The organism is Zobellia nedashkovskayae, from assembly GCF_015330125.1.
GTDB lineage: Bacteria > Bacteroidota > Bacteroidia > Flavobacteriales > Flavobacteriaceae > Zobellia > Zobellia nedashkovskayae.
Genome location: NZ_JADDXR010000002.1, coordinates 4,719,463 through 4,741,809 on the forward strand (window position 1 = coordinate 4,719,463; position 22,347 = coordinate 4,741,809).

Annotated in this window: 19 protein-coding genes; 7 read left to right on the forward strand and 12 right to left on the reverse strand. The window is 36.4% G+C overall.

Translation table 11 applies throughout. The features are described 5' to 3' along the window. Positions 1–61: 61 nt before the first annotated feature. Both IWB64_RS19485 and IWB64_RS19490 read right to left on the reverse strand, forming a co-directional pair. Positions 62–1,108, reverse strand: coding sequence for a VOC family protein (locus tag IWB64_RS19485; protein ID WP_194535599.1), 1,047 nt, complete (start codon positions 1,106–1,108; stop codon positions 62–64). 9 nt (positions 1,109–1,117) lie between these two features. Then, positions 1,118–1,828: a TIGR04283 family arsenosugar biosynthesis glycosyltransferase gene (locus tag IWB64_RS19490; RefSeq protein ID WP_194535600.1), complete on the reverse strand. Its 711-nt coding sequence runs from the start codon at positions 1,826–1,828 to the stop codon at positions 1,118–1,120. Between the two features lie 165 nt (positions 1,829–1,993). Between IWB64_RS19490 and IWB64_RS19495 the strand changes: the two genes are divergently transcribed. Next, positions 1,994–2,782 carry a DUF547 domain-containing protein gene (locus tag IWB64_RS19495; RefSeq protein WP_194535601.1) on the forward strand — a complete coding sequence of 263 codons (789 nt, stop codon included), beginning with the start codon at positions 1,994–1,996 and terminating at the stop codon, positions 2,780–2,782. A gap of 9 nt (positions 2,783–2,791) precedes the next feature. On the opposite strand, the gene IWB64_RS19500 is transcribed toward IWB64_RS19495, so the two are convergent. Continuing rightward, positions 2,792–3,844 (reverse strand): BamA/TamA family outer membrane protein, encoded by a 1,053-nt coding sequence (locus IWB64_RS19500; protein WP_194535602.1) that lies wholly within the window; start codon positions 3,842–3,844, stop codon positions 2,792–2,794. Between the two features lie 143 nt (positions 3,845–3,987). Here IWB64_RS19500 and IWB64_RS19505 point away from each other — a divergent pair, with 143 nt between their 5' ends. Further along, complete coding sequence (locus IWB64_RS19505) at positions 3,988–6,231, forward strand: efflux RND transporter permease subunit (RefSeq protein ID WP_194535603.1); 2,244 nt, start codon at positions 3,988–3,990, stop codon at positions 6,229–6,231. Between the two features lie 517 nt (positions 6,232–6,748). On the opposite strand, the gene IWB64_RS19510 is transcribed toward IWB64_RS19505, so the two are convergent. The 3 genes from IWB64_RS19510 to IWB64_RS19520 form a co-directional block, all read right to left on the reverse strand. Further along, positions 6,749–8,026, reverse strand: a complete 1,278-nt coding sequence (locus IWB64_RS19510) for a tetratricopeptide repeat protein (RefSeq protein ID WP_194535604.1) — start codon at positions 8,024–8,026, stop codon at positions 6,749–6,751. A gap of 99 nt (positions 8,027–8,125) precedes the next feature. Next, positions 8,126–8,914, reverse strand: coding sequence for a DUF4331 family protein (locus tag IWB64_RS19515; protein ID WP_226975950.1), 789 nt, complete (start codon positions 8,912–8,914; stop codon positions 8,126–8,128). Between the two features lie 25 nt (positions 8,915–8,939). After that, a complete protein-coding gene (locus IWB64_RS19520; RefSeq protein WP_194535605.1) occupies positions 8,940–9,620 on the reverse strand; it encodes a DUF4331 family protein in 681 nt (226 codons plus the stop codon). 294 nt (positions 9,621–9,914) lie between these two features. Between IWB64_RS19520 and IWB64_RS19525 the strand changes: the two genes are divergently transcribed. After that, on the forward strand, positions 9,915–11,102 hold the full coding sequence (locus IWB64_RS19525) for an LETM1-related biofilm-associated protein (protein WP_194535606.1): 1,188 nt from the start codon (positions 9,915–9,917) through the stop codon (positions 11,100–11,102). Between the two features lie 79 nt (positions 11,103–11,181). Here the strand turns inward: IWB64_RS19525 and IWB64_RS19530 are convergent, their stop codons facing one another. The 5 genes from IWB64_RS19530 to IWB64_RS19550 form a co-directional block, all read right to left on the reverse strand. Next, entirely contained in the window at positions 11,182–11,937 is a 756-nt protein-coding gene (locus IWB64_RS19530; protein ID WP_194535607.1) for a LytR/AlgR family response regulator transcription factor, read from the reverse strand. 30 nt (positions 11,938–11,967) lie between these two features. Further along, the gene (locus IWB64_RS19535) at positions 11,968–12,306 is read right to left on the reverse strand and encodes a 2TM domain-containing protein (RefSeq protein WP_194535608.1); all 339 of its coding nucleotides are present in this window, start codon (positions 12,304–12,306) and stop codon (positions 11,968–11,970) included. Positions 12,307–12,345: 39 nt separating this feature from the next. Continuing rightward, on the reverse strand, positions 12,346–12,639 hold the full coding sequence (locus tag IWB64_RS19540) for a 2TM domain-containing protein (protein WP_194535609.1): 294 nt from the start codon (positions 12,637–12,639) through the stop codon (positions 12,346–12,348). 147 nt (positions 12,640–12,786) lie between these two features. After that, entirely contained in the window at positions 12,787–14,130 is a 1,344-nt protein-coding gene (locus IWB64_RS19545) for a 2TM domain-containing protein (protein WP_194535610.1), read from the reverse strand. A gap of 127 nt (positions 14,131–14,257) precedes the next feature. Continuing rightward, the gene (locus IWB64_RS19550; protein ID WP_194535611.1) at positions 14,258–14,722 is read right to left on the reverse strand and encodes an Lrp/AsnC family transcriptional regulator; all 465 of its coding nucleotides are present in this window, start codon (positions 14,720–14,722) and stop codon (positions 14,258–14,260) included. Positions 14,723–14,881: 159 nt separating this feature from the next. Between IWB64_RS19550 and metE the strand changes: the two genes are divergently transcribed. From metE to IWB64_RS19570, 4 genes are all read left to right on the forward strand, one after another. Then, positions 14,882–17,206 (forward strand): 5-methyltetrahydropteroyltriglutamate--homocysteine S-methyltransferase, encoded by a 2,325-nt coding sequence (gene metE / locus IWB64_RS19555; RefSeq protein ID WP_194535612.1) that lies wholly within the window; start codon positions 14,882–14,884, stop codon positions 17,204–17,206. An 83-nt stretch (positions 17,207–17,289) separates the two neighbouring features. After that, the gene (locus tag IWB64_RS19560) at positions 17,290–18,843 is read left to right on the forward strand and encodes an NAD(P)/FAD-dependent oxidoreductase (RefSeq protein WP_194535613.1); all 1,554 of its coding nucleotides are present in this window, start codon (positions 17,290–17,292) and stop codon (positions 18,841–18,843) included. Positions 18,844–18,901: 58 nt separating this feature from the next. Continuing rightward, positions 18,902–20,197 (forward strand): DEAD/DEAH box helicase, encoded by a 1,296-nt coding sequence (locus tag IWB64_RS19565; protein WP_194535614.1) that lies wholly within the window; start codon positions 18,902–18,904, stop codon positions 20,195–20,197. 285 nt (positions 20,198–20,482) lie between these two features. Next, a complete protein-coding gene (locus IWB64_RS19570; RefSeq protein WP_226975951.1) occupies positions 20,483–21,316 on the forward strand; it encodes an endonuclease/exonuclease/phosphatase family protein in 834 nt (277 codons plus the stop codon). 74 nt (positions 21,317–21,390) lie between these two features. Here the strand turns inward: IWB64_RS19570 and IWB64_RS19575 are convergent, their stop codons facing one another. Beyond that, positions 21,391–22,224, reverse strand: a complete 834-nt coding sequence (locus IWB64_RS19575) for an alpha/beta fold hydrolase (protein ID WP_194535615.1) — start codon at positions 22,222–22,224, stop codon at positions 21,391–21,393. Between the last annotated feature and the right edge of the window lie 123 nt (positions 22,225–22,347).

A 22,347-nucleotide genomic window follows, 5' to 3' on the forward strand; every position in this document is an offset into this window, starting at 1 on the left:
TTATAATGTAAAGCTCTTTTTATTTTTGACGTTTTCTATTGTCCAAAAGACAAAAATTAACCTATATATCTTTTTTCACCTTATGAACCGCCATTAGTTTTACCATCCACTTTGGTAAAGGTTTTTGAGGGTTCCGTGTTTTTAAATTTATGAATACTCCCAACTTCTTAAAAACTGGTACACGATGGGTTTCAACTAATTCAATTAATGTGCCGTCTGGATCTTCCATATAGGCAAACCTTCCCGCTGCATCACCCATATCAAAACTATTAGCGCTGTCTACAGTAAAAGAATGACCTTCTTCTTTTGCCTCATCTCTAAGGAAATTTAAACCAGACACATCAAAACACAGGTGTATAAAACCCAAATCTCCCCAAAGTCTATCTTTATATATGGTATTCGGAACTCTATCTAGTGCTTGTATTAATTCTATTTGAGACGGACCATAAAGTTGTCCAAAACCACCCGAGTGTTGATTACTTCGCGTAAGCAAAACTCTCCTAAAATTATTACCATGTCCATTTGATAACTCCTCAAAAACACCCGAAGAATCACTTACAACCGTATCATACCCCAATAATTTATTATAAAAATAAAGTGAAGCATCCATATCAGAAACACCAATTATAACACCTAATATTCCTCCGGAGTCACCCTCGTTTTTAACAAATGTATACTGTTCATCAACTACCTGTACTTGGTTTGCCCAAGGATCCTTAAAGTAAAAGTGATTCTCATGCAATACATCTGACAACTCTGCAGTGTTAGCAGCAGTAAGCGCTTTATGTATTTCCTTTATTCTACCTGATCGTATTTTAATAGCATTAATGCCTAAATCCCCAAATAGTACAGGTTTCCTAGGTGGTTGTGGCTTTCTATTTTTAAACTGCCAGATTTCCAGGCCACCGCCACCTGTCATATTCAAGGCTAAAATTGCCTGCCGTTGTTCTGCATTACCCGCAGTATATTGTGTCATTAGATTAGCCGTAGCCAAATCATTAAAAACCATAATATCAAAACCTAAATGAGCTCGGTACCAATTAAAAACAGCTTTTACGTCTGCAACACCAATACCAATCTGTTGAATTCCGTTTATGATTTTCTGCATGCTAAAGAATTAAGTGTTATGCTGATAAGGCATTTTGAGAAGTTTGTTATGTATAGATTTCAGTGTTTCTGAAGAAATTCCCATTTTAAATAAAACTACAAGTAAGAAATTGGAAAGGTTAACGCGTAAATATGAGTTACTTTCATATTTTCTTGCGGACACTATCAAATCGTTATTTATAATCTTGTAAGGTATTTTTTTTCCCTTCATTCGCTTAAAAAACTCAAAATCCTCCATTAATGCTTGGCTTTCATTAAATTTTCCAAGATTCTCAAAAGTTTGTTTTTTGATAAAAAGACACTGGTCTCCTCCTCCTGTGAAAATACCATCTTTAGACGTAAAAGAAGCATTTATATCCAACCAAAAATTTTCTTTATCAAACCGATACGAGAAAAACCCAGCCTCGAACCTCGCGTTTAAAGTCTTTTCTATATCATTTAAAAAAGAAACAGGTGGTATTACATCTGCATGCAAAAAGACCAGCACATTACCAGCCGCCATAGATGCTCCTGTATTCATTTGTACAGACCTGCCCTTTCCCTGGCATTTAACAAATTTTACGTTAGGTGCCACCTCCAAATTTTCAGAACCATCTGCACTCTGACAGGACAGCATAACAAGTACTTCAAAAACTATATTACTAGCTTCAGAATTTAATATTGGAAGTAGTTTTGAAAGATTATGTCTTTCATTATGCGCAGGTATAATAATAGATATCATAGTGTCATTTAGAAATTCTTCAAGGGATTAATTAAAACTTCTATAAAGCTACCCTTGTCAAACACATCTACGTAACTTTAAAAGAAAGGTTTCAAAAAAAAGCCGACCAAACCGTTGCTTCTGCCTTTACAGAGATAGCAATATTACAACTCTTAAACAAAACCCATGAACGCAATCAAATTTAAATATCCTGTTATTTTATTCCTACTAGTAGTATCGGTTTTTCCTTCATATGGGCAAATGAACAATAGTAAAATTTTGGATTTAAATACATTCTCCGAAACATTTTTAACGCAAGTCCGTAATAACGAAGATACTAATGAGTTACGAGCGCAACTCTACAACACCACGTTACAAGAATTAGAAGAAAGCTTAAATACAGACGAAAAAAAATTAGCTTTTTGGATTAATGTATACAATGCCTACATCCAAGTGGTTTTATCTGAAAACCCAGAAAAATATGATGACCGAGGTACATTTTTTAGCGCTGAACAATTACCTATAGCAGGCAGACTTGTTTCGTTTGAAAAAATAGAACATGGCATTATTAGAAAGTCGCAGTGGAAACTGGGTCTTGGTATGATAAGAAAATGGTTCCCGAATAAATTTGAAAGAAAATTACGAGTAGACAACAGAGAATATCGCGTACATTTTGCCTTAAACTGTGGAGCAAAAGATTGCCCACCAGTTGCTATATACAGTGCAGACAATCTAAATGAGCAACTTAATAAAGGTACGGCTGCTTATTTAAATAAAACATCTACCTACAATAAAGAAAGTGGAGAAGTATCCGTAACATCATTATTCAGCTGGTTTAGAGGCGATTTTGGTTGTAAAAGTGGGGTAAAAGATATTTTAAAGGAATTTAACATCATCCCAACTACTAAGAATATTGACCTTCACTATAAAAGTTACGATTGGACTTTAGACTTAGATAACTGGATAGACCTTTAGGCTCCTTGTTTAAAAGGCTTCCTTAATCGTAAAATAGAAATTACCGCCTTCGCTAGACATGCCATAATCCGCACGTATGCGAACACCATCTCTCTTATTGATGATATATCTTAGTCCTACACCTCCTGAGTTTTTATAAGCGGAAGAAGAGAGACTTTTAAAAGCCGGAGCTACCGTACCTGATGAGCCAAAAACAACTCCTCCAAATCTACCTGCTATAGGAAATCTATATTCCAATGCCATACTCAACTCGGAATTATCTTGAAATCTTCTGTTATTGATGCCTCTAGTCCTATCAGAGCCCAAGTAAAATAGATCATAAAACGGCGTACTTTTACTACTGCTTCCTAAAAACAAATTGGCAGCAATTACCTGCTTTTTCCCTACTTTTTGATAAAAGCGATTATCTAACTCAAATTTTGAATATTCAAAACTAGAACCCAGAATTTTACTGGAGGTAAATACGTTTGCTTGAATATAAAATCCTTTTGTTGGGAAGAAGATATTATCTCTAGTATCATAGAAGGCTTGTAACCCAATATTTGATACTGTTCCATCCTGCTTTCCTGGTACATCCGAAGCTTCTAGAATTCCACCTTCTTCAATTTTTAAACTACTAAAGCTATCAAACTCATACCCAAGTCCTAAGTAGAGGTTAGGCCAAACTTCCCGCATTAATGCCAAACGTGCTCTTGGGAAAGTTACTTCATATAATTCTTCATCTTCCTCTTTACTATCTATTCCCACTCCAAAAAAATTGTAGAAATACTTATAAAAACCTAACTCGCCCAATAAGCGCCATTTTTCATCATCCTTATAAAACTCAAAAGGCATGTAAACTAAAATTTGACTTTTTGTAGTGTAACTGGCTCCCAATTGTAATGAAGAAGGCCTTGTTTCTCTTTTTTCATTTTTCAGCCAAAAGTTAGCAATACCGATACCTCCGAAACCAAAAGCCGTTTCGGGAGTATAAAATGCTACAGGAAAAGCAGAAATCTTTAAGTGCTTCACAATGGAATCTTGACTAGCTTGCTTTTGATCTTGAGCTATAATAGAACTCATGCAAAAGCAAAGTAGTAATAACGGTACTATTCTCTTTGAGTTGGTCATTCTTTTTTTAAGGATACCTTTAGTTTTTAAAAAGTAATTGATAATCGTTTATGATGGGGTAATTTAGCACCGTATTTGAAGAACCGATATTCCATATGCATAAAATACTTGCTTTAAAGAAAACTGCACTAATAATTTTTGGTGTACTAAGTGTATTGGCGGTATTGTCCTTGGGCAATTTAAAATTCTCTTTTGATTTTAGTCAGTTTTTCCCGGAAGGAGACCCTGATCTTGTGTTTTATAACCAGTTCATTGAAGAATTTGGTACAGATGATAACTTTCTGCTTATTGCAGTAGAGAACGATTCCACCGTTTTTAATCAGGATTTTCTGCAACGATTTGATGCACTTTCCAAAGAAGCGCTAGAGCTTCCGTTCGTAACTGAATCGCAATCGCTTACAACACTTTTCTATCCATTAAAAACCTCGTTTGGCTATACTAAGCTGCCAATTATCCATCTGGGCGATTCCACGAAGTACGCATCCGATCTTAATAAAATAAGAGAAGACAATCTATATGTAAACGCACTAATAGATGAAAAAGCAACATCCTTGGTACTCGCTTTAGAAACAGAAAACAAATTAGATTACGCGCAGAGCATTATTCTATTGACTAAGGTTAGGGCGCTGCTAGATAAACACAATTTAAAAAATCACCATCTATTAGGCCGCACCTATTTCTATGAAGCTATAGTTGCTATGCAAAAACACGAAGTAATTGTGAGTAGCATTGCATCCATTCTTTTGATATTCATTGTACTTTTATTAATCTACCGTAGAATATTAATTGTTCTTATTGCACTATTTTCTATAACCATAGCACTTTTGCTCTTTTTAGGATTGCTGTCCGCATTAGGAAAGGAACTGAACGCCATGGCTGCCTTCTACCCTATTTTAATGCTCATAGTGGGTACTTCTGACGTAATCCATATTGTAGATGATTATTTGAGCAAACTTAAGACTGGGCTAACGAAAGAGAACGCCCTTTGGTCCACTTTAAAAGAGGTAGGAACCTCCACTTTATTAACTTCGGTTACTACCGCAATAGGATTTGCATCGCTTTTAACCTCAAAATCCAGTAGTATAAGTGATTTTGGTTTGAATGCAGCTTTAGGAGTTTTAACCGCATTTATTACGGTAATTTTCTTGACCAGTGCACTTATATTACTTCCAAAGAAAGAATATTTATTACCCAAAAAAGAAGTATCAACTAAATGGCCCAAGCTATTGTCTGGCATAAATAACTTCACAAAGAAAAATCATAAACCCATTCTATACATTAGTTTAATATTCACTTTTGCGTGTGCTTATGGAACTACATTAATAGACACCAACTATCAAATAAAAGAGAGTCTACCTACCAACAGCCCAATTGCCACCGATTTTAAATTCTTTCAAGATAACTACTCCGGTTTTAGACCCTTAGAAGTAGCAGTTATGACTCAAGGAACAAGCAAAATATCAGATTTTGAAGTTGTCAAACAAATAGAACGTGCCGAACAACAATTAAAGGGAGAGTCGCCTATACGAAACATTCAATCTGTTTCTACACTGTACAAAGCCCTGAACAAAGCTCATAATTTAAATAAGACGGATTATTTCTCGCTTCCAAAAGACGATAAGACTTTTGAGCTTTATCAAGGAGACATTAAAAAAATGGCTCGTAAACAGTATGGAAAATTCGTAAATAAAAATGAAACGAAATCGCGTATAAGAGCTAGAGTATTGGATGTTGGTACAGATACCTTGAACCAGCTGTACAAAAGGTTTGATAGTTTTACCTCTACTCAAACAGACTCCTCTCAGGTTAAATTCAAATTGACGGGAAGCGGTGTGCTGTTGGACAAAAATTCGTATTATATTCAACAAAGCTTAATAACAGGGCTTTTAGCCGGATTATTAATGGTTGCACTTATAATGGCGCTACTGTTCAAGAACTTTAAGCTACTCTTAATTTCTTTACTTCCAAACTTGGTACCGCTTCTATTTGCCGGAGCTTTGTTGGGCTATTTGAATATTCCATTAGAATCTACTATATCTGTTGTTTTTGCCATTGTATTTGGTATTGCGGTAGATGACACTATTCACTTTTTAGGAAGATATAAATTGTGTAGGGATAAAGGATTGGATAAAGAGGCTGCCCTAGAAATTACTTTTTCGGAAACAGGTAGAGCACTGATTATCACTACCATGACGTTATTCTTCGGTTTTTTAATATTACTCTTTTCTGCTCACGCACCAAGCGTAACCATTGGTTTATTGGTAAGTGTAACCCTATTAACAGCTTTGGTATTAGACCTGCTCTTATTGCCAGTTCTAATCCGGTCGTGGTTAAAATAGAAATGTAAAATTGCGTATAAGTCTATATCCAACAGAATTTCATGTGTATACAAAACCTTCTATACAAGACAACCTTAATAGCAGTAAGCATATTGGCAGCTAACTGTTATCATTCTAAAATAAAAATTGAAATTTACTGTTTTTCGGCCTTGAGAAATTTTCTGAGTTCTTTACGGGCTACTATAATTCTGTACAATACAATAGACATAAATGAAAGCCAAGCGAAAAAAAGGAGGTACTCCATAACGATACTAATTTTGGGGACTATGTTAGGTTAAATCTCTTTTATTCTAGCCACATTACAGTGACATAGAATAGCATATGTACTATTTGGAAGATAAACATAGTAATTAGTTTTGGATTTTCCTACACTAAAGTTAAAAAAAACACAAATAATTTGTTTTTTTCATTAAGAAAAAGAGTCAAAACCTACGTCTTGACTCTTTAAAAAACAACTTAATCTAAACCCAAATCATTATCAGACTGTTACACAGTAGGACTTGAACCACATCTTTACCTATAACTTTGCGATACTCCCTTCTGAAGAAGGCCCCAATTCATAAATTGCTTCGGCTAATTCTGTTTTAATCGCTTTTGCTTTTTCAATTTGCCCTGTAGCTTTATAAATTTCAGCAGCATAGAGTAGTATAGCTGGTTCAAAAGTTTTTCCCTCAATATACTCTTGAACAATCTCTAATGCCTTCTCTTTATCTCCTTTTTTAAAGTGACTATATGCCAATAAGCTATACGATTCTGGTGTGGGTCTATTACCCACTTCTTTTCTTGACAGTTTTAACGCCTTGTCAAACTGATCTGTTCTGTCTAAATAAAGTGAAACATTGTACGTGTTGTACATATCTCCATACGCTGGATTTTGAACCATTTCAAAATAAGTATCAAAATTTGAGAGGCTTTTTAAATCATCGCCCATGAAATCTGCAATTTCAGCTTTTAACAAATAATAATCAGGTGCCTTATAGTTTTTGGTTACAGAGTCCAGAATACGCATTGCCTCATCTGCTTTCTTTTCGTGAGAGAACACTATCCAAGCTATTCCCTTTTTTGCATATGCATTACCAGGGTCTAACGCTAATGCTTTTAAATAATGCTTATAAGAATCCTCAATTCTTCCCGCATGTCCGTAGTAGTCTGCAAGATTTGTGTAAGCCCACAATCTTAACCCCTTATCTTTTGAATCTTCAGCTTTTTCCTTAGCCTTTTCCATAAACCTGATGGTCGTAGCTAAATCGCCTTTGTGGTCGTTCCATTTAGACAATCGGATTAAATATCCAAAATCATTCATGTTTTTAAGGCTATCCAAGTATTTCTGAGCCGTGTCATAATTACCCAATTCCATGTTCACATCAAACATAAGACCAAGGGTTTGATCAACACCACTCTTAATTGTACGTGCAGAATCTGCAAGTTGCGCAGCTTCCCTAAAACGATGTTGTGAAATATAATTTCTTGCCAAAGCCCTATAATAACTAGCCTTTCCTATAGCCGCAATAGCAACTGCCTTCTCTAGAACCTGTTCTGCCTTTTTTAAATATTGAATATCACCAGTATTCTGAAAATAGCGGTTATACTCCCCTCCTACGATACCAAAACTCATTAACTGAGAACTATCTGGTAATATCTTGTTATTCCAAAGTTCAAAATATTTTGAAGTGGTCTTTGAAGGATTTGATGTCAAGTACTTATTATAATCTTCCTTATTGGTCAACAGGTTTTTAGTCTCTGTTTGGCATGAGGAAAGAAAAAGCAATACAATGCAAATGGTAACGTATTTCATCTTCAGATTTTTATGGTTTGGATATTGATTTTGATTTGATAAAAAGGGGAGGATTTGAATACCACCCTCCCCACTCCTTCTTTTTCATAGACTTTCGTCTTATTCAGGAGCCCCCAAATACGGGAATGTATCTGTTGGATTTGCAGTAATAGCAACTCCATCCGAAACCAATCTCGGGAAAGTCCCCACACCTTCTACTTCTTGACCATTAAAACGGGCTCCGTCGCCCCCTCCAAAAAGAAGGATCAAAGAAACATCAATAACATCGTCCTGTAATGTTCTACCTGTAAAACCAATAGCGCCTTCAAAATTTGGTGCACCACTACCTCCATTAAAATAAGTGGTAGGCAAATCCGGAGCTATTTCTAGAACATCGTTTGCTAAAACAGTAGTTAATACCTCTGCACTTACAATATTGTCTGTAAAACCATCCTTGTCAGGACCATTTAGAATATCACCTAAAATATTAGGCTGATAGTTAACATCTTCGGGATTAAGACCTAACAATTCTGCATACACATCATGCAAACCTTCCAATCTATTTTCAAAATCTTTTTGATAAAATTCTGCAATCGTAGACGGTACTGCTTGGTTATAAGGGTCTTTAAAATCAGGAATACTCAGAACCGTATTAATACCTGGTCTACCCATAAAATCTACTTGGGCGTACGTACCAGAAAAGTCTGGAGGAGTAACCATCATCTCTTCTCCTTCTTCACAAGGCTCACAAGAAGCACCACCACAATCAACTCCGGTTTCCGTACCGTTCATAATACCGTCAGTACAACTGGTTTCTACCATTTCTAAAGCGTCATCATCATCACAGGCAACAAACATCGTAGCTGCGCAAAGCGATAAGAACATGTATTTTATAGTATATAATTTCATTACTTTTTAATTTTAAGATTAGTTATTATTGTTTTCTATTGGTAGTTACCCAAGTCTTGTACACTTTTAAGCCTAAAACATTCGTACCGGTAGTTTCACCTAAAATGCTATTTGGAATTTCTAGTACCAAGGCCATAGTATTGGCTCCGTCAAAAGTATCTACAGCTTCACCTGCAGGTAAGAATCCTTCTGGTGCAGTACCTCCAATAACCTTATTGAACTGTCCAAAGTCAAAAAAGAAAGCATCTTGTCTTGGTCCGGCAAAAAGAGAAATACCAGATTCCGTTGTTGTAGTTAAAGCACTTTCTGTAGATATGGCAACTTGCCCTAGTGGCGAACCGATCATTACCTCACTACTCTTACCTGTTGTACTAGGAATAGCTGGGCCAAAGAAATACATAGTATCTTTTCTAGGAATAGCCTGAATAACCAAATCTTCAATTAAATCGTTATTGGTGTCAATATTAATCTCAGTTAATACATTCTCGTCAAACGTCCCGTAAGCTAAATCCTCAAGTACATTTGTTTGTAGGTCTACTATAAAAACGGTGTTACCTGGATTGGAGGGAGATTCAAATCCGTAGAAATCAGCAATGTCAGCTGTATTTCCTGTAGTACCTGGCGCATCAATATGATCCGCTGCTACTAAAACCGCACCAACTACGGCCAGGATTCCCATGCCGAATAAAAGTTTTGTCTTTTTCATTTTTAAGTTTTTAATGATTATTAATTCACCCCTACTTACGGGGCTTTAGTATGGGGGTTTGGTTTTAAATGTTAAAACAATGTTAAAAACAAATAGAGCCGATTCTTTATTTTCATCTGCATCCCTCAATAATCTGAAATCAGAATTAAAAGACTCATTATTAAATAAGTGACAATAATGAACGTGGTTAATTCTTACCTTTTTAAAAATGAGCTTCTTAATGGGATTCTCCTACAAAAGCAGTTTTCGTTTGCACATTTTAGCGTAATTTGGCGGTTTAATAACCAATACCATATGAACCCTTCAGCCTCCGGTTGGATAAATAAATTCGGTTCGCTTACAGAAAAAGAGCAGGGCCTTTATACGGATTTCGATTCGCATTACCGCGATTTAAGAAATACGGGGTTTGTCTATGGCATAAACATGGAGATTCCGGAGTTTATAGTTCCAGAATACAAACTTTCTGAGGATGAGAGGGCTAAAATTAATTTACTCAATGCACTTTATGGTATCTATAGATTAGAAACCAACGAAAGTGAGTTTGAACCTTTTTTAGAAAAGACATTTGAGTTTTATAAAGTATTGAAGGTTGGTCATTTTTCATTTTTGAGCAAAATGCTTACCGGCTCAACCACACCTGCACGGCTAGAAAAACTCATAGAAGCCAGGGTGTCATTAGGAGATACATTACTTAATAAGACCTTTAACAGCGTAATTACCAATTCCTTGCTTTTTATTGACGTACTGCTATTTAAGTGCTATTTGGGCGACCCTAGGGATATCCGGGAACAGGCCAAGCTCATGGAGTACTTGACTATAAATATTACCTACCACGCCTTAAGTTCAAAAGAAACCAACAAAAGTGATGAGCGCTTAGCGTTACTGTTTGCTTCTTCACTAACGTTTATTGAAAGTGATGCTCAAGATTTTGATGGTTCGTATCGGCAGCAGTTACTTGAAAAACGTTCTGAAATAGAAAACCGATATTTTTTAGATATTGCTTGTCTGGCGGTATGGGAAGATAAATCTTTGGAATACCAAGAATCCGAATTCATTTTCGGACTCGGCAAAGACTTGGGGTTAAAAGAAGGCATCATTACAAACTCACTAGATGAGATAAAGCTATTCTTTCTTAAAAATTCAAAAACAGTACCTTTTCTTAAAGACACCAATCTAGCTATTCAATTTTATGACAACATGTCTAAAATGGTAAACAAGCTAATTTTAAGAAATAGCAAACGACTACAAAAAGAACTATCGGAAAGTAAAGAGTTGGTTTTCCTTATTTCAAAATCTACTATGAAAGACCTTACTCCAGAAGAGAAGAAAAAGGTTCAAAATCAGCTTATAGATATTTTCAAAAGCATACCCTCTTTGGCTATATTTTTACTTCCTGGAGGTGCAGTACTTCTACCTATTTTCATTAAACTAATTCCAAAACTGTTACCTTCTTCTTTTGATGAAAATCGCGTAGAAAAATAGATTTTTTTGTTAAAAAAGCTGCTATAAGGAAAATCTATGGTGGGTGTTAATTATTTTTAAATCAGATTTTTAAACACGATTACTCTAACCATAACTTAAAGTCCTTTACACGATCTCTACTCACAATGATTTCTTGTTCATTAAAGTGATTTAGCTTAATTTGAAGCCTAGAATTCGTATATGAAACAATGTCTTTTATATGGTTAATGTTGATGTAAAATTTACGACTTACCCGGAAGAAAGTTTTCGGTTCCAACTCGTTTTCAAGATTCTCTAAAGTAGTATCCAAAAGGTAATTTCTTCCATCTGAAGTTGCCGCATACGTACCTTTGTTTTCACTATAAAAACTTTCTACTTCATCTGCATTTATAATTTTTAGATGCTGCCCCACTCTAGCTGTGAATCGTTTTTTATACTCACGTTCCAATGGATTAACCAATAGATTTTTGATATCATCAAAATTGAGGGTCATGCTTTTAGCCTCTGGCTTAAATGACTGATACTTCTTTACAGCAGCCTCTAATTCCTCATCATCAATAGGCTTCAACAAGTAGTCAATACTATTCAGCTTAAACGCCTGCAACGCGTATTCGTCGTAAGCGGTCGTGAAAATAATAGCACTTTTGACCTCTACAGCGTCAAAAATCTCAAACGAAAGTCCATCTGAAAGTTGAATGTCCAAGAAAATTAAATCTGGATGCGGATTGTTTAAAAACCACTCTACAGCTTCTTCCACAGAATGCAACATTTCCGACACTTCCACATCTAATTCGGATAATAAACGGGATAATCGTCTTGCTGCAGGCTTTTCATCTTCAATAACAATAGTCTTCATATTTGGTTTGGTTAGTTTTTATAAAATTGACTACGAATACTTTTTCATTTCGTTTTTATCAGCATCCATGTACTTTTGAATTTGACGCTCTTCCCAAGCCTTGCTAAAGAAAGGGTTGTATGAAAACACTTTAAAGCCATGAAAAATAACACCTATACCCCAGAAAATAAATGTTGAAAAGGTGTTGAAATTAAAAAATGAGTCAACAAAACTTTCGCCGTTGTTCATATTACCGATTACGGCTCCTGTTATGATCATTATATTTACTAACACGAACACAACCAGATGAATATAAAAACCTTTTAGCTGCTCTATTCGTTTTTTAGCCCTGACCTGCTTACTTCTTCTACCTAATGATGATGGTTCCATTTTTGTCTTTTTTATATTTAAACTTAACTGAGTTAAAGACTACTGCCATTTTGTTCTTTGCTCATCTTCCTTCATGAATTGCTTTATCTTTCGCTGTTCCCAGTCACGTCCAAAAAACGGATTACCTCCAAATGTTTTTACAGCCCCAATAACAACACCAATACCCCAACCAAAAGCAGCCCACAAAAACCAAGCATATGCAAAACCATTGGTGTAGTAATTTATAGCAGCCAAGAAACTTATGGTAACGACATAAGAAATTAACCCATTATAGAATTTTTTCTCACGCTCAACTCGTTCTTTCGCCCTAATATATTTGCTTTCGTTTTCCATGATTTAAATGTTTTTCTCGTTATTTATTACAAGTTCAAATTTCATCAAAAGGGTCTTGTTTTTAAAATGTTACTTTCTGAACTGTAATTTTTTATGACTGAACTGTAAACTTTTAATTTAACCTCTATACAAGACGTTAAAATCAGTTTAGAAGTTATCATCATCCATATACTCCTGCATCTTTTTCTCTTCCCATCGTTTACCCCAAAGCGGATTTTTTCCAAAGGCCTCCATAGCGTGCATAGCAATCCCAAAACCCCAACCCAAAATAGGAAATATTACCCACGGAAAGCTTGTTGTTCTATAATTTAAAAAAGCCAAACATGGTATAACAATGCAGTATGCTAACAAATTACCGTAAAATCCCTTAATTGCCTCTACCCGCTCCTTCGCCTTCTTATAGCGCTTATCCTCTATATATTCATGTTGTATTTCCATAGCTGAAATTTCTTTTAAAAGTATAGGCAACCGAACACTAAACTCTTTAGCTGTTTTATCAATCACCACCTTTCTATCTGTCAAAAGCGCATAGCGCTCACGTATGTTATACAAGCCAACACCAGTGCTTTTCTTAACCACTTGCTTCTCTTGAAGGTTGTTCACCACCACAAGCTCACCATTTTGTTCAAAAACTTTTAAATGCAAAGGCTTTCCAGAAGTGACCACATTATGCTTAACAGCATTCTCTATTAACAACTGAAGTGATAAGGGAACAATCTTAGCTTCCGGGTCCTTGCTCTCTTCTAGGATGTCAAAAACAATACTATCTTCAAACCGCATTTTCAAAAGCCGGACATAGGTTTTAGCAAATTTGAGCTCTTCATCAACAAGAACCAAGTCTTTACTTTTTTGTTCAAGTACATACCTGTAAACCTTTGATAAGGAAGATGTAAACTTCTGTGCCTGGTACGGGTCTTCTTCAATAAGACTAGACAATACATTTAAGCTATTAAATAGAAAATGAGGGTCTAGTTGATTCTTCAAAGCATCGAATTTTGCCGATGCCGTATTGGCTATTATTTTCTGCTCCTTAACCTTGTTTTCTTGCCTATACCGGTAATAATAGACAGCATAAAAGATTAAAGCAAAAGTCAAAGAAATTATCGTAGACCTTAGATAGTTTTCTGTTGAATTATAAGTTAAAGCTTCTTGAACAGACCAATTCTCAATTACTACCAAAACAATAAAAGTTGCTACAAAAACACCAAAACAAGATATCACCACATTACCTAACACGGCAATAGTCATTCTCTTAATGTTATATATGTTTCTCTCAAATTTTTTCAAAAGAAAATAGAACCATGACATATTAGCCATATACAACACTATTGAAAACACAAGATTGGTAAAGTACTCTCGCCAGATATCTTCATAGATAAAAGCAAACCTTTGCTCATCTAAAAAGTAGCTATAGGCCATAAACCCAAAGAAGACTATATTCCCAATAATAAAACCCCGAAAGAGTTCTTTTAAAATTCTGTTGCCTCCCATTTTCTTACTGTTTTCAAAAAAGTACTAACTCTTGTTTCTTATGAGTACAAAGATGCCCTATATGCCCACATTTTTAAAATGAATACTACTCAACTGTAAATAAACAGCCCCAAACTGCAATCTTCCGCTACCAAAACGGAACACCGCACCCTTGTTTTATAGTCCCAATTACAAAAGTGCTATGCGCACTACCAATATTCTTTACCGCTCCCAAAGTATTGATTACAAAGTCTTGATAATGTTTCATATCTCGGACTAACACTTTTAATCTGAAATCATAATCCCCGGAAATATTATAACACTCCGTCACCTCTTTTACCGCACGAATGTCTCTAACAAATTGATTTCCAATATCTTTTGTATGTTGTTTTAAGGTGATATCACAAAAAACTATCAACTCAAGTCCCATTTTTTCAGCATCTAATAAAGCTGTGTAACCCTTAATATACCCCTCTTTTTCTAATTTCCGCACCCGCTCATAAACAGGCGTTGGAGATAGATTAACGGTAGCCGCTAACTCTTTTGTAGTAATATTCGAGTTTAATTGAAGCTGTTTTAGCAACTCTAAATCGGTCAAATCTAAATTTTCCATAGATAAATCGTCTTTAAAATACCCATTTAGGGGTCTTAACTTTTCGTTTACACTTTAAAAATACCCATTTATAGTTAAATACTCTTAATTAAGTTTATTATTGTGGACAAAATAACCTTTGTAATAGCTTTGTGCAGATATTAATTCAAAAAATATAGTATGAAAACTACCAACCTAGGCTATCCCAGAATTGGAAGTAAAAGAGAATTAAAAAGAGCTCTAGAACAGTATTGGTCTGGTAAAACCAATATCGAAACACTTTTAGAGACGGCAAAAGGAATTCGGAAAGAGAATTGGTTATTACAAAAAGAACAAGGCATAGACCTCATTCCTAGTAATGACTTTTCCCTTTATGATCAAGTTTTGGACCTTTCTACAACGTTGGGGTGCATCCCAGAGCGCTATGCGGCTTTAGCTAAGAATCCGTCTTTCTCCAGCCATGACCTTTATTTTGCCATGGCCAGGGGTATTCAACAAGACGGAGCAGATATTACCGCAATGGAAATGACCAAGTGGTTTGATACCAACTACCACTATATTGTGCCAGAATTTACTAAGAATCAGATATTTAACATCTCTTCGGATAAAATTATAAATGAGTACAAAGAAGCCCTAGAATTAGGTATTCAAACAAAATCCGTATTGATCGGCCCTGTTTCATTTCTTCTATTGGGAAAAGAGAAAGAGAGTGGCTTTCACAGAATAGAATTACTAGAAAGACTGCTACCAGCATATGAAGAAATTCTACAACAATTAGTAGATGTTGATGCGGAACATGTTCAATTTGATGAACCTTATTTAGCACTTAACCTTTCCGAAAAAGAGCAGCGTGCCATACACCAAACGTATGCGTATTTTGCTGCCAAATTTCCGAATATAAAAATAACCGTAGCCAATTATTTTGATTGTTTTGGTGAGAATATTGACACCGCATTAGCCTTACCGGTGCACACTTTACACCTAGACCTAGTACGTTGCCCATTACAACTAGATGACATTCTAGAGTCTAACAAACTAAATAGTTATACGCATTTATCTCTAGGAGTAGTTGATGGTCGTAATATTTGGAAAAATGACTTTGAAAAATCTTTGCAGTTAATTCAAAAAGCAATTGATCATATAGGTACAGAGCGTATTCTTATCTCACCCTCTTGCTCATTGCTACACTCACCTTGCGACCTAGATTTAGAATCTAATGAAGAAAATCTAAACGGAGAAATTAAACAATGGTTAGCCTTCGCTAAACAAAAATTAGATGAAGTGGCAACTCTTAAACAGTTAGCCAACAAAGAGAATCTTTCTGATAGTTTACAAAAACTTATAAAGAATAGCGAAGCTCAGGCAAACAAAAAAACAGCGACTCTTATACACAATCAAAAAGTAAAACAACGTGTAGCTGCCCTTACCGCTAAAGATGACCAAAGAGAAAGCTCATTCCCTACGCGACAGAAATTACAGAAAAACGCATTGAACCTTCCTTTGTTCCCAACCACTACTATCGGTTCGTTTCCTCAAACAAAAGAGGTACGCAGCTGGAGAGCCAATTTCAAAAAAGGAAACCTATCTGTAGACGAATACAATGTTCTTTTAGAAAAAGAAACCAGAGATACTATAGAATTCCAAGAACGCACAGGTCTTGACGTCCTTGTTCATGGGGAATTTGAACGTAATGACATGGTAGAGTACTTTGGTGAGCAATTGAGCGGATTTGCATTCACCAGTTTTGGCTGGGTTCAAAGTTATGGTAGCCGATGTGTGAAGCCGCCAATTATTTATGGTGATGTTTCCAGAGAAGCACCTATGACGGTTAAATGGTCTGCCTTTGCACAATCATTGACTAAAAAACCTGTAAAAGGAATGCTTACCGGCCCTGTTACTATTCTACAATGGTCCTTTGTTCGTAACGACCAACCTCGTTCTGAAACCTGTACACAAATTGCGTTGGCCATTAGAGATGAAGTAGTAGACTTAGAAAAAGCAGGGTTACAGGTTATTCAAATTGATGAGCCTGCTATTCGTGAAGGCCTTCCGTTGCGAAAAGAAGATTGGAATGCCTATTTAAACTGGGCTATTAAAGCTTTTAGAATCTCCGCTAGTGGTGTTAGGGATGAAACGCAAATCCACACGCACATGTGTTATTCCGAGTTCAATGATATCATTTCGAATATTGCCGATATGGATGCCGATGTCATCACCATTGAATGTTCAAGATCTCAAATGGAGCTTTTAGACGTTTTCGCAACGTTTGAATATCCAAACGAGATTGGACCTGGTGTTTACGATATTCACTCGCCAAGAGTTCCGGAAAGAGCTGAGATGGTCGCTTTAATGGAAAAAGCAGCAAAACAGATTCCAACGGAGCAACTTTGGATCAATCCTGATTGTGGATTGAAAACAAGACATTGGCCCGAAACTAGAGAAGCACTCATAGAAATGGTAGCAGCTGCTAGAGAATGCCGACAAAACAGTGAGATATTGGCTTAATTGACTTCATATTATTTTAAAAATGCATCTTACAAAATGTAGGATGCATTTTTTTATACCATAAAGCGTAGTAGCTTTGCACCATGGTCAGAAGAATTCAGTTGCGCGTATCGTTAAAAGAGGAAAGTAAACCCAACATCCTTTTAAAGAAAACCGCTAAATATTTAAGCGAGGACGAAAAGAACATCACTATTAAAGTGTTGCGCAAATCTATTGACGCCCGTAAACCTAAGATTTACTTCAATTACAAGATGGAGGTTTACATTAACGAAAAGCCTTCACCTTCAGCTGACTATGAATTCAAATACCAAGATGTCTCTAAAGCCAAAGAGGTTCATATCATAGGTTTTGGACCTGCAGGAATGTGGGCTGCATTACGTTGTTTGGAGCTTGGTTACAAACCAATTGTACTAGAGCGCGGTAACAACGTAAAGGACAGAAGGCGAGACCTGAAGGCCATTAACCAAGACCATATTGTAAACGAAGATTCTAACTACTGCTTTGGCGAAGGTGGAGCCGGAACCTATTCTGATGGTAAACTATACACCCGAAGTCTAAAAAGAGGTGACGTACGCCGTATTTTTGAAAGTTTAGTTCATCATGGTGCTACGGAAGAAATATTGGTAGATGCTCATCCACATATTGGCACGAACAAACTTCCTAAAATTGTACAGAACATAAGAGAAGCTATAATCAATCATGGTGGCGAGGTGCATTTCAATACTAGACTGACCAACTTCACTGTAAAAAATAATAAAATTGAAAGCCTTCAATTGCAGAACGGCAATGAAATGAAGGTTAACCGGGTTATTCTTGCCACGGGACATTCCGCTCGTGATATCTATTATTTATTGAACGATAAGAAAATCAGCTTAAAGGCGAAATCTTTTGCCATGGGCGTTCGGGTAGAACATCCACAGCATATTATAGACTCTATTCAATACCACTGCTCTGGAGATCGTAACGAATTGCTTCCCGCTGCTGCTTACAGCTTAGTGGAACAAGTGAAGAATCGTGGCGTATACTCTTTTTGTATGTGTCCAGGCGGTTTTATAGTTCCTGCTGCAACTGCTCCAGGAGAAGTTGTCGTAAACGGTATGTCTCCCTCTAAACGAAATAACAAGTTCGCCAATTCAGGTATTGTAGTCGAAATTAATGTAGATGAAGACCTATACAAATATGAGCGTTTTGGGGTTTTAAAAGGATTGGAATACCAGAAAGATTTAGAACGATTGGCTTTTACCGCAGGCGGAAGAACGCAAACAGCACCCGCACAACGTTTGACCGATTTTGTAGAAGGCCACCTTTCAACAGACCTCAACCCTACTTCCTACCAACCAGGATTGAATTCAGCTCCCTTACATTCTTTGCTGCCAAAACTTATTGGCGGAAAACTACGTCAAGGCTTCAAGGCCTTTGGCGATAAAATGAAAGGCTATTACACTGCGGAAGCTAATATTGTAGGTGTTGAATCTCGCACCTCATCTCCGGTAAACATCCCTAGAAACGAAAAATTAGAACACCCAGAAATTGAAGGCCTGTTCCCTTGTGGAGAAGGCGGTGGTTATGCTGGCGGAATAGTTTCTGCTGCAATGGATGGTGAACGGTGTGCAGAAGCTGCTATAGCAGGTCTATAGTTAGGGTTTATAGGCTTATCCAAACATTCGCCGTATCTTTACGGCTTATTAAATATACATGACATTTAAAGATTTAGGTATTGCTTTGCCTATACTCAGAGCTATTGAGGAACAAGGATATACGAATCCTACACCCATACAGGAACAAGCCATTCCTATTTTACTTAACAAAAAAGACCTTTTAGGAGTTGCACAAACAGGAACGGGAAAAACAGCCGCGTTCAGTATCCCTATAATTCATCATTTACACAACAGTCAAGATCAAACTAGAGGTAAGCGACGCATACGCACACTTATTGTAACACCCACTAGAGAACTTGCTATTCAGATAGCCGATAACTTTACTGCTTACAGCAAGCATACACATATTAAAAACACAGTGATTTTTGGCGGTGTTAAACAATCTAGACAGGTGAATGCCTTACGTAATGGTGTTGATGCACTTATTGCTACTCCGGGAAGATTATTAGATTTGATGAACCAAAACATTATCTCTTTACGGGATATTGAATTTGTGGTTCTAGATGAAGCGGATCAAATGCTGGATATGGGTTTCATTCATGATATTAAAAAAATCATAGCGAAGCTTCCAAAGCAAAGACAATCCCTTTTCTTTTCGGCTACGATGCCTTCTAGTATTGTAGAACTTTCAAAAACCCTTTTAGGCCAATTTGAAAGAGTAACTATAAAGCCACAGCAGGCTACAGCAGAAAAAGTAGAGCAAGGTGTTTATTTTGTTAGCAAACCAAATAAACCTAAATTATTGGTGCACTTGGTTAACGAGAGACCTACAGATTCTGTTTTGGTATTTTCAAGAACTAAGCATGGTGCCAATAAAATAGTTAAAAAATTAGCACAAGCTGATATTAAATCGGCCGCTATACATGGTAACAAATCACAAACTGCCAGACAAAAAGCTTTAGGTGATTTTAAAGATGGAAAGTTACGCGTCTTAATTGCAACTGATATTGCTGCAAGGGGAATTGATGTAGAAGATCTTTCTTTGGTTATCAATTACGATTTGCCAAATGTACCCGAAACTTATGTTCACCGTATTGGTAGAACAGGCCGGGCCAGCGCAAGTGGTATCGCTCTTTCTTTTTGCGATAAGGAAGAACGCGCATATTTAAAGGATATTGAAAAACTCATTAAACAACAGGTGCCACGTATGCCAGAGCATCAGTTTATTGGTGGGGACGAAGAGGAAGTTGAAGAAAAAAGACCTCAACAGAGATCAAATTCCAGAAACAACCACGGAGGTAACCGAAATAAAAGTCGCTCAGGGAATTCGAATAACAGAAGTGCGAACAATCGCAACCGAAGTAATTCAAATAGACCACGCAGAGACGATTAAGTAAATTCGTTCATTATTTAATTGAACAATTAGAAAAACCGCAAGAAGATTTTGATTCCATCAGGCATCTTTTCTTCTTGCGGTTTTTCTTTGCTCTTTATCTACGTAAACTATCTCGAGGCAAGTGCACGAAGTATTAAAAGGATTATACTTTGATTTCGAAACAAGCCTCAGAGCATTAAATCTCGATTATCAAGTAAAAAATAACGGTTTCATAATTTCTATTTGAGAAAGTAGGACTGATAATTCTTAAATTGCTATTCTATATTAATCTCATAACATCAAATGGCTTTAAAATCTTTTCTCGCTTCGTTCATTTTCCTCACTGTGCATATAGCGCATGCGCAAGACCTAACGGTAATGAGTTACAATATTAAATATGATAATGTAAATGACACCATAAACAACTGGAACGACAGAAAAGCTCCAATGGTTCGTTTAATTAAGCATTATGCTCCAGAGTTTATTGGCATGCAGGAGGTGGTGTATCATCAATTGACCTATTTAGACGAAGCGCTGGAAGATTACAAATACATTGGCGTAGCCAGAGATGATGGAAAGAAAAAAGGTGAGTTCTCCCCTATTCTTTTCAACAGTGAAAAATTCAACTTACTACAATCCAATACCTTTTGGTTATCCCCTACACCAGATAAAGTTAGCGTGGGTTGGGATGCAGCTATGGAGCGCGTTTGTACTTACGGATTATTCGAAGACAAAACCAATAAGCAAAAATTCTGGGTATTCAACACCCATTTTGACCATATTGGAGTTGAAGCTCGCGAAAAATCAGCTACGCTTATCGTAAAGAAGATTAACGAGATAAACACAGATAAACTTCCGGTAGTTCTTACAGGCGATTTCAATTTAGAACCCGAGTCAAAACCGATTCTGTTTCTTAAAAAAGAAATGACGGACGGAAAAGAGATAACTGAACAGCCTTTTTATGGGCCTACCGGGACCTTTAGTGGATTTGACCATGCACGAGTGCTTGACCACCGCATTGACTATATTTTTGTACGAGCTTTTAAAGTTGAGAAGTACATTCACATAGATGACCGAATGGAAAATAACCAACATATTTCTGACCACCTTCCTATAATGGCTACACTACAGAAATAGTTAAGTTTCACCAAACATAAAAAAGCCCGAATCTAGATAGATTCGGGCTTTTTAAATTTATAATACCTATTACATTACTTCTTCAAGAACAAAATAAGAATTTCATTTAACTCATCGGCATGCGTTAGGTTCAGACCATGAGGTGCGTCTTTTATGACTTCATATTGATTATCCGCAATACCTTTTGCCGCCTGGTCTGCAGAGGTTGCCTGGGGCACCGTTGCATCGGCATCTCCATGAACAATAAGCGTTGGTACCGTAACATTTTTTAATTCCGGTCTAAAGTCCGTATGCATCCAAGCTAAAGCCGTTTCAATTGTAGCTCTTGGCGAAGCATTTGACGCTATACTAAAATCATAGTCCATTTGAGCCTCACTAACTTTGTCCTTGTTATCCTCATAATTATAGAAACCCGTCAGAAACTTTTCTTTTAAGAATCCTACCCTATCATTTTGTAAGGCCTCCTTAATCCAATCTAAAGTTTCTTCCGGTACTCCATCAGGATTATCTTCTTTTTTCTTTACTAATGGAATTATAGAACTTATTAAAGCTGCTTTCGCAATTTTATCCTCTCCATAATCTGTGAAATAACGCACTACTTCGCCTCCACCCATAGAGAAACCTACAATTACCACATTGTCTAAATCCAAATTTTCAATAATGGCATTTAAATCGCTGGCAAGTGCAGAATAATCATACTCGCCCCATGGCGCAGAAGATGCTCCAAAACCTCTTCTATCATAAGCGATACAGCGATAACCTTCCTCTACAATTTTCCAAACTTGTTGCTCCCATGCCTTGTGACTTAAGGGCCACCCGTGAATAAGTATAACCGGTTGTCCGGAGCCATAATCCTCATAAAATATTTCTACGTCTTCTTTTCCTTTCTTGTTCTTTATAAATGGCATATATTTAATTTTAAAGTGAATTTAAATTTACGAGATTGTTCGCAATAGATGTTGCTCCATTCGGATTAAAATTCACTTTTTACAATATTTTAACTCGCAGTTCTAAAGCAAACAAAAACGTAT

Coding starts and splice junctions, on each gene's coding strand:
- IWB64_RS19530 (WP_194535607.1), bottom strand. CDS start 11,937: ATGAAGACTATTGTTATTGAAGATGAAAAGCCTGCAGCAAGACGATTA.
- IWB64_RS19515 (WP_226975950.1), bottom strand. CDS start 8,914: ATGAAATTATATACTATAAAATACATGTTCTTATCGCTTTGCGCAGCT.
- IWB64_RS19560 (WP_194535613.1), top strand. CDS start 17,290: ATGGTCAGAAGAATTCAGTTGCGCGTATCGTTAAAAGAGGAAAGTAAA.
- metE (WP_194535612.1), top strand. CDS start 14,882: ATGAAAACTACCAACCTAGGCTATCCCAGAATTGGAAGTAAAAGAGAA.
- IWB64_RS19510 (WP_194535604.1), bottom strand. CDS start 8,026: ATGAAATACGTTACCATTTGCATTGTATTGCTTTTTCTTTCCTCATGC.
- IWB64_RS19540 (WP_194535609.1), bottom strand. CDS start 12,639: ATGGAAAACGAAAGCAAATATATTAGGGCGAAAGAACGAGTTGAGCGT.
- IWB64_RS19545 (WP_194535610.1), bottom strand. CDS start 14,130: ATGGGAGGCAACAGAATTTTAAAAGAACTCTTTCGGGGTTTTATTATT.
- IWB64_RS19550 (WP_194535611.1), bottom strand. CDS start 14,722: ATGGAAAATTTAGATTTGACCGATTTAGAGTTGCTAAAACAGCTTCAA.
- IWB64_RS19485 (WP_194535599.1), bottom strand. CDS start 1,108: ATGCAGAAAATCATAAACGGAATTCAACAGATTGGTATTGGTGTTGCA.
- IWB64_RS19570 (WP_226975951.1), top strand. CDS start 20,483: ATGGCTTTAAAATCTTTTCTCGCTTCGTTCATTTTCCTCACTGTGCAT.
- IWB64_RS19525 (WP_194535606.1), top strand. CDS start 9,915: ATGAACCCTTCAGCCTCCGGTTGGATAAATAAATTCGGTTCGCTTACA.
- IWB64_RS19520 (WP_194535605.1), bottom strand. CDS start 9,620: ATGAAAAAGACAAAACTTTTATTCGGCATGGGAATCCTGGCCGTAGTT.
- IWB64_RS19490 (WP_194535600.1), bottom strand. CDS start 1,828: ATGATATCTATTATTATACCTGCGCATAATGAAAGACATAATCTTTCA.
- IWB64_RS19575 (WP_194535615.1), bottom strand. CDS start 22,224: ATGCCATTTATAAAGAACAAGAAAGGAAAAGAAGACGTAGAAATATTT.
- IWB64_RS19535 (WP_194535608.1), bottom strand. CDS start 12,306: ATGGAACCATCATCATTAGGTAGAAGAAGTAAGCAGGTCAGGGCTAAA.
- IWB64_RS19505 (WP_194535603.1), top strand. CDS start 3,988: ATGCATAAAATACTTGCTTTAAAGAAAACTGCACTAATAATTTTTGGT.
- IWB64_RS19565 (WP_194535614.1), top strand. CDS start 18,902: ATGACATTTAAAGATTTAGGTATTGCTTTGCCTATACTCAGAGCTATT.
- IWB64_RS19495 (WP_194535601.1), top strand. CDS start 1,994: ATGAACGCAATCAAATTTAAATATCCTGTTATTTTATTCCTACTAGTA.
- IWB64_RS19500 (WP_194535602.1), bottom strand. CDS start 3,844: ATGAGTTCTATTATAGCTCAAGATCAAAAGCAAGCTAGTCAAGATTCC.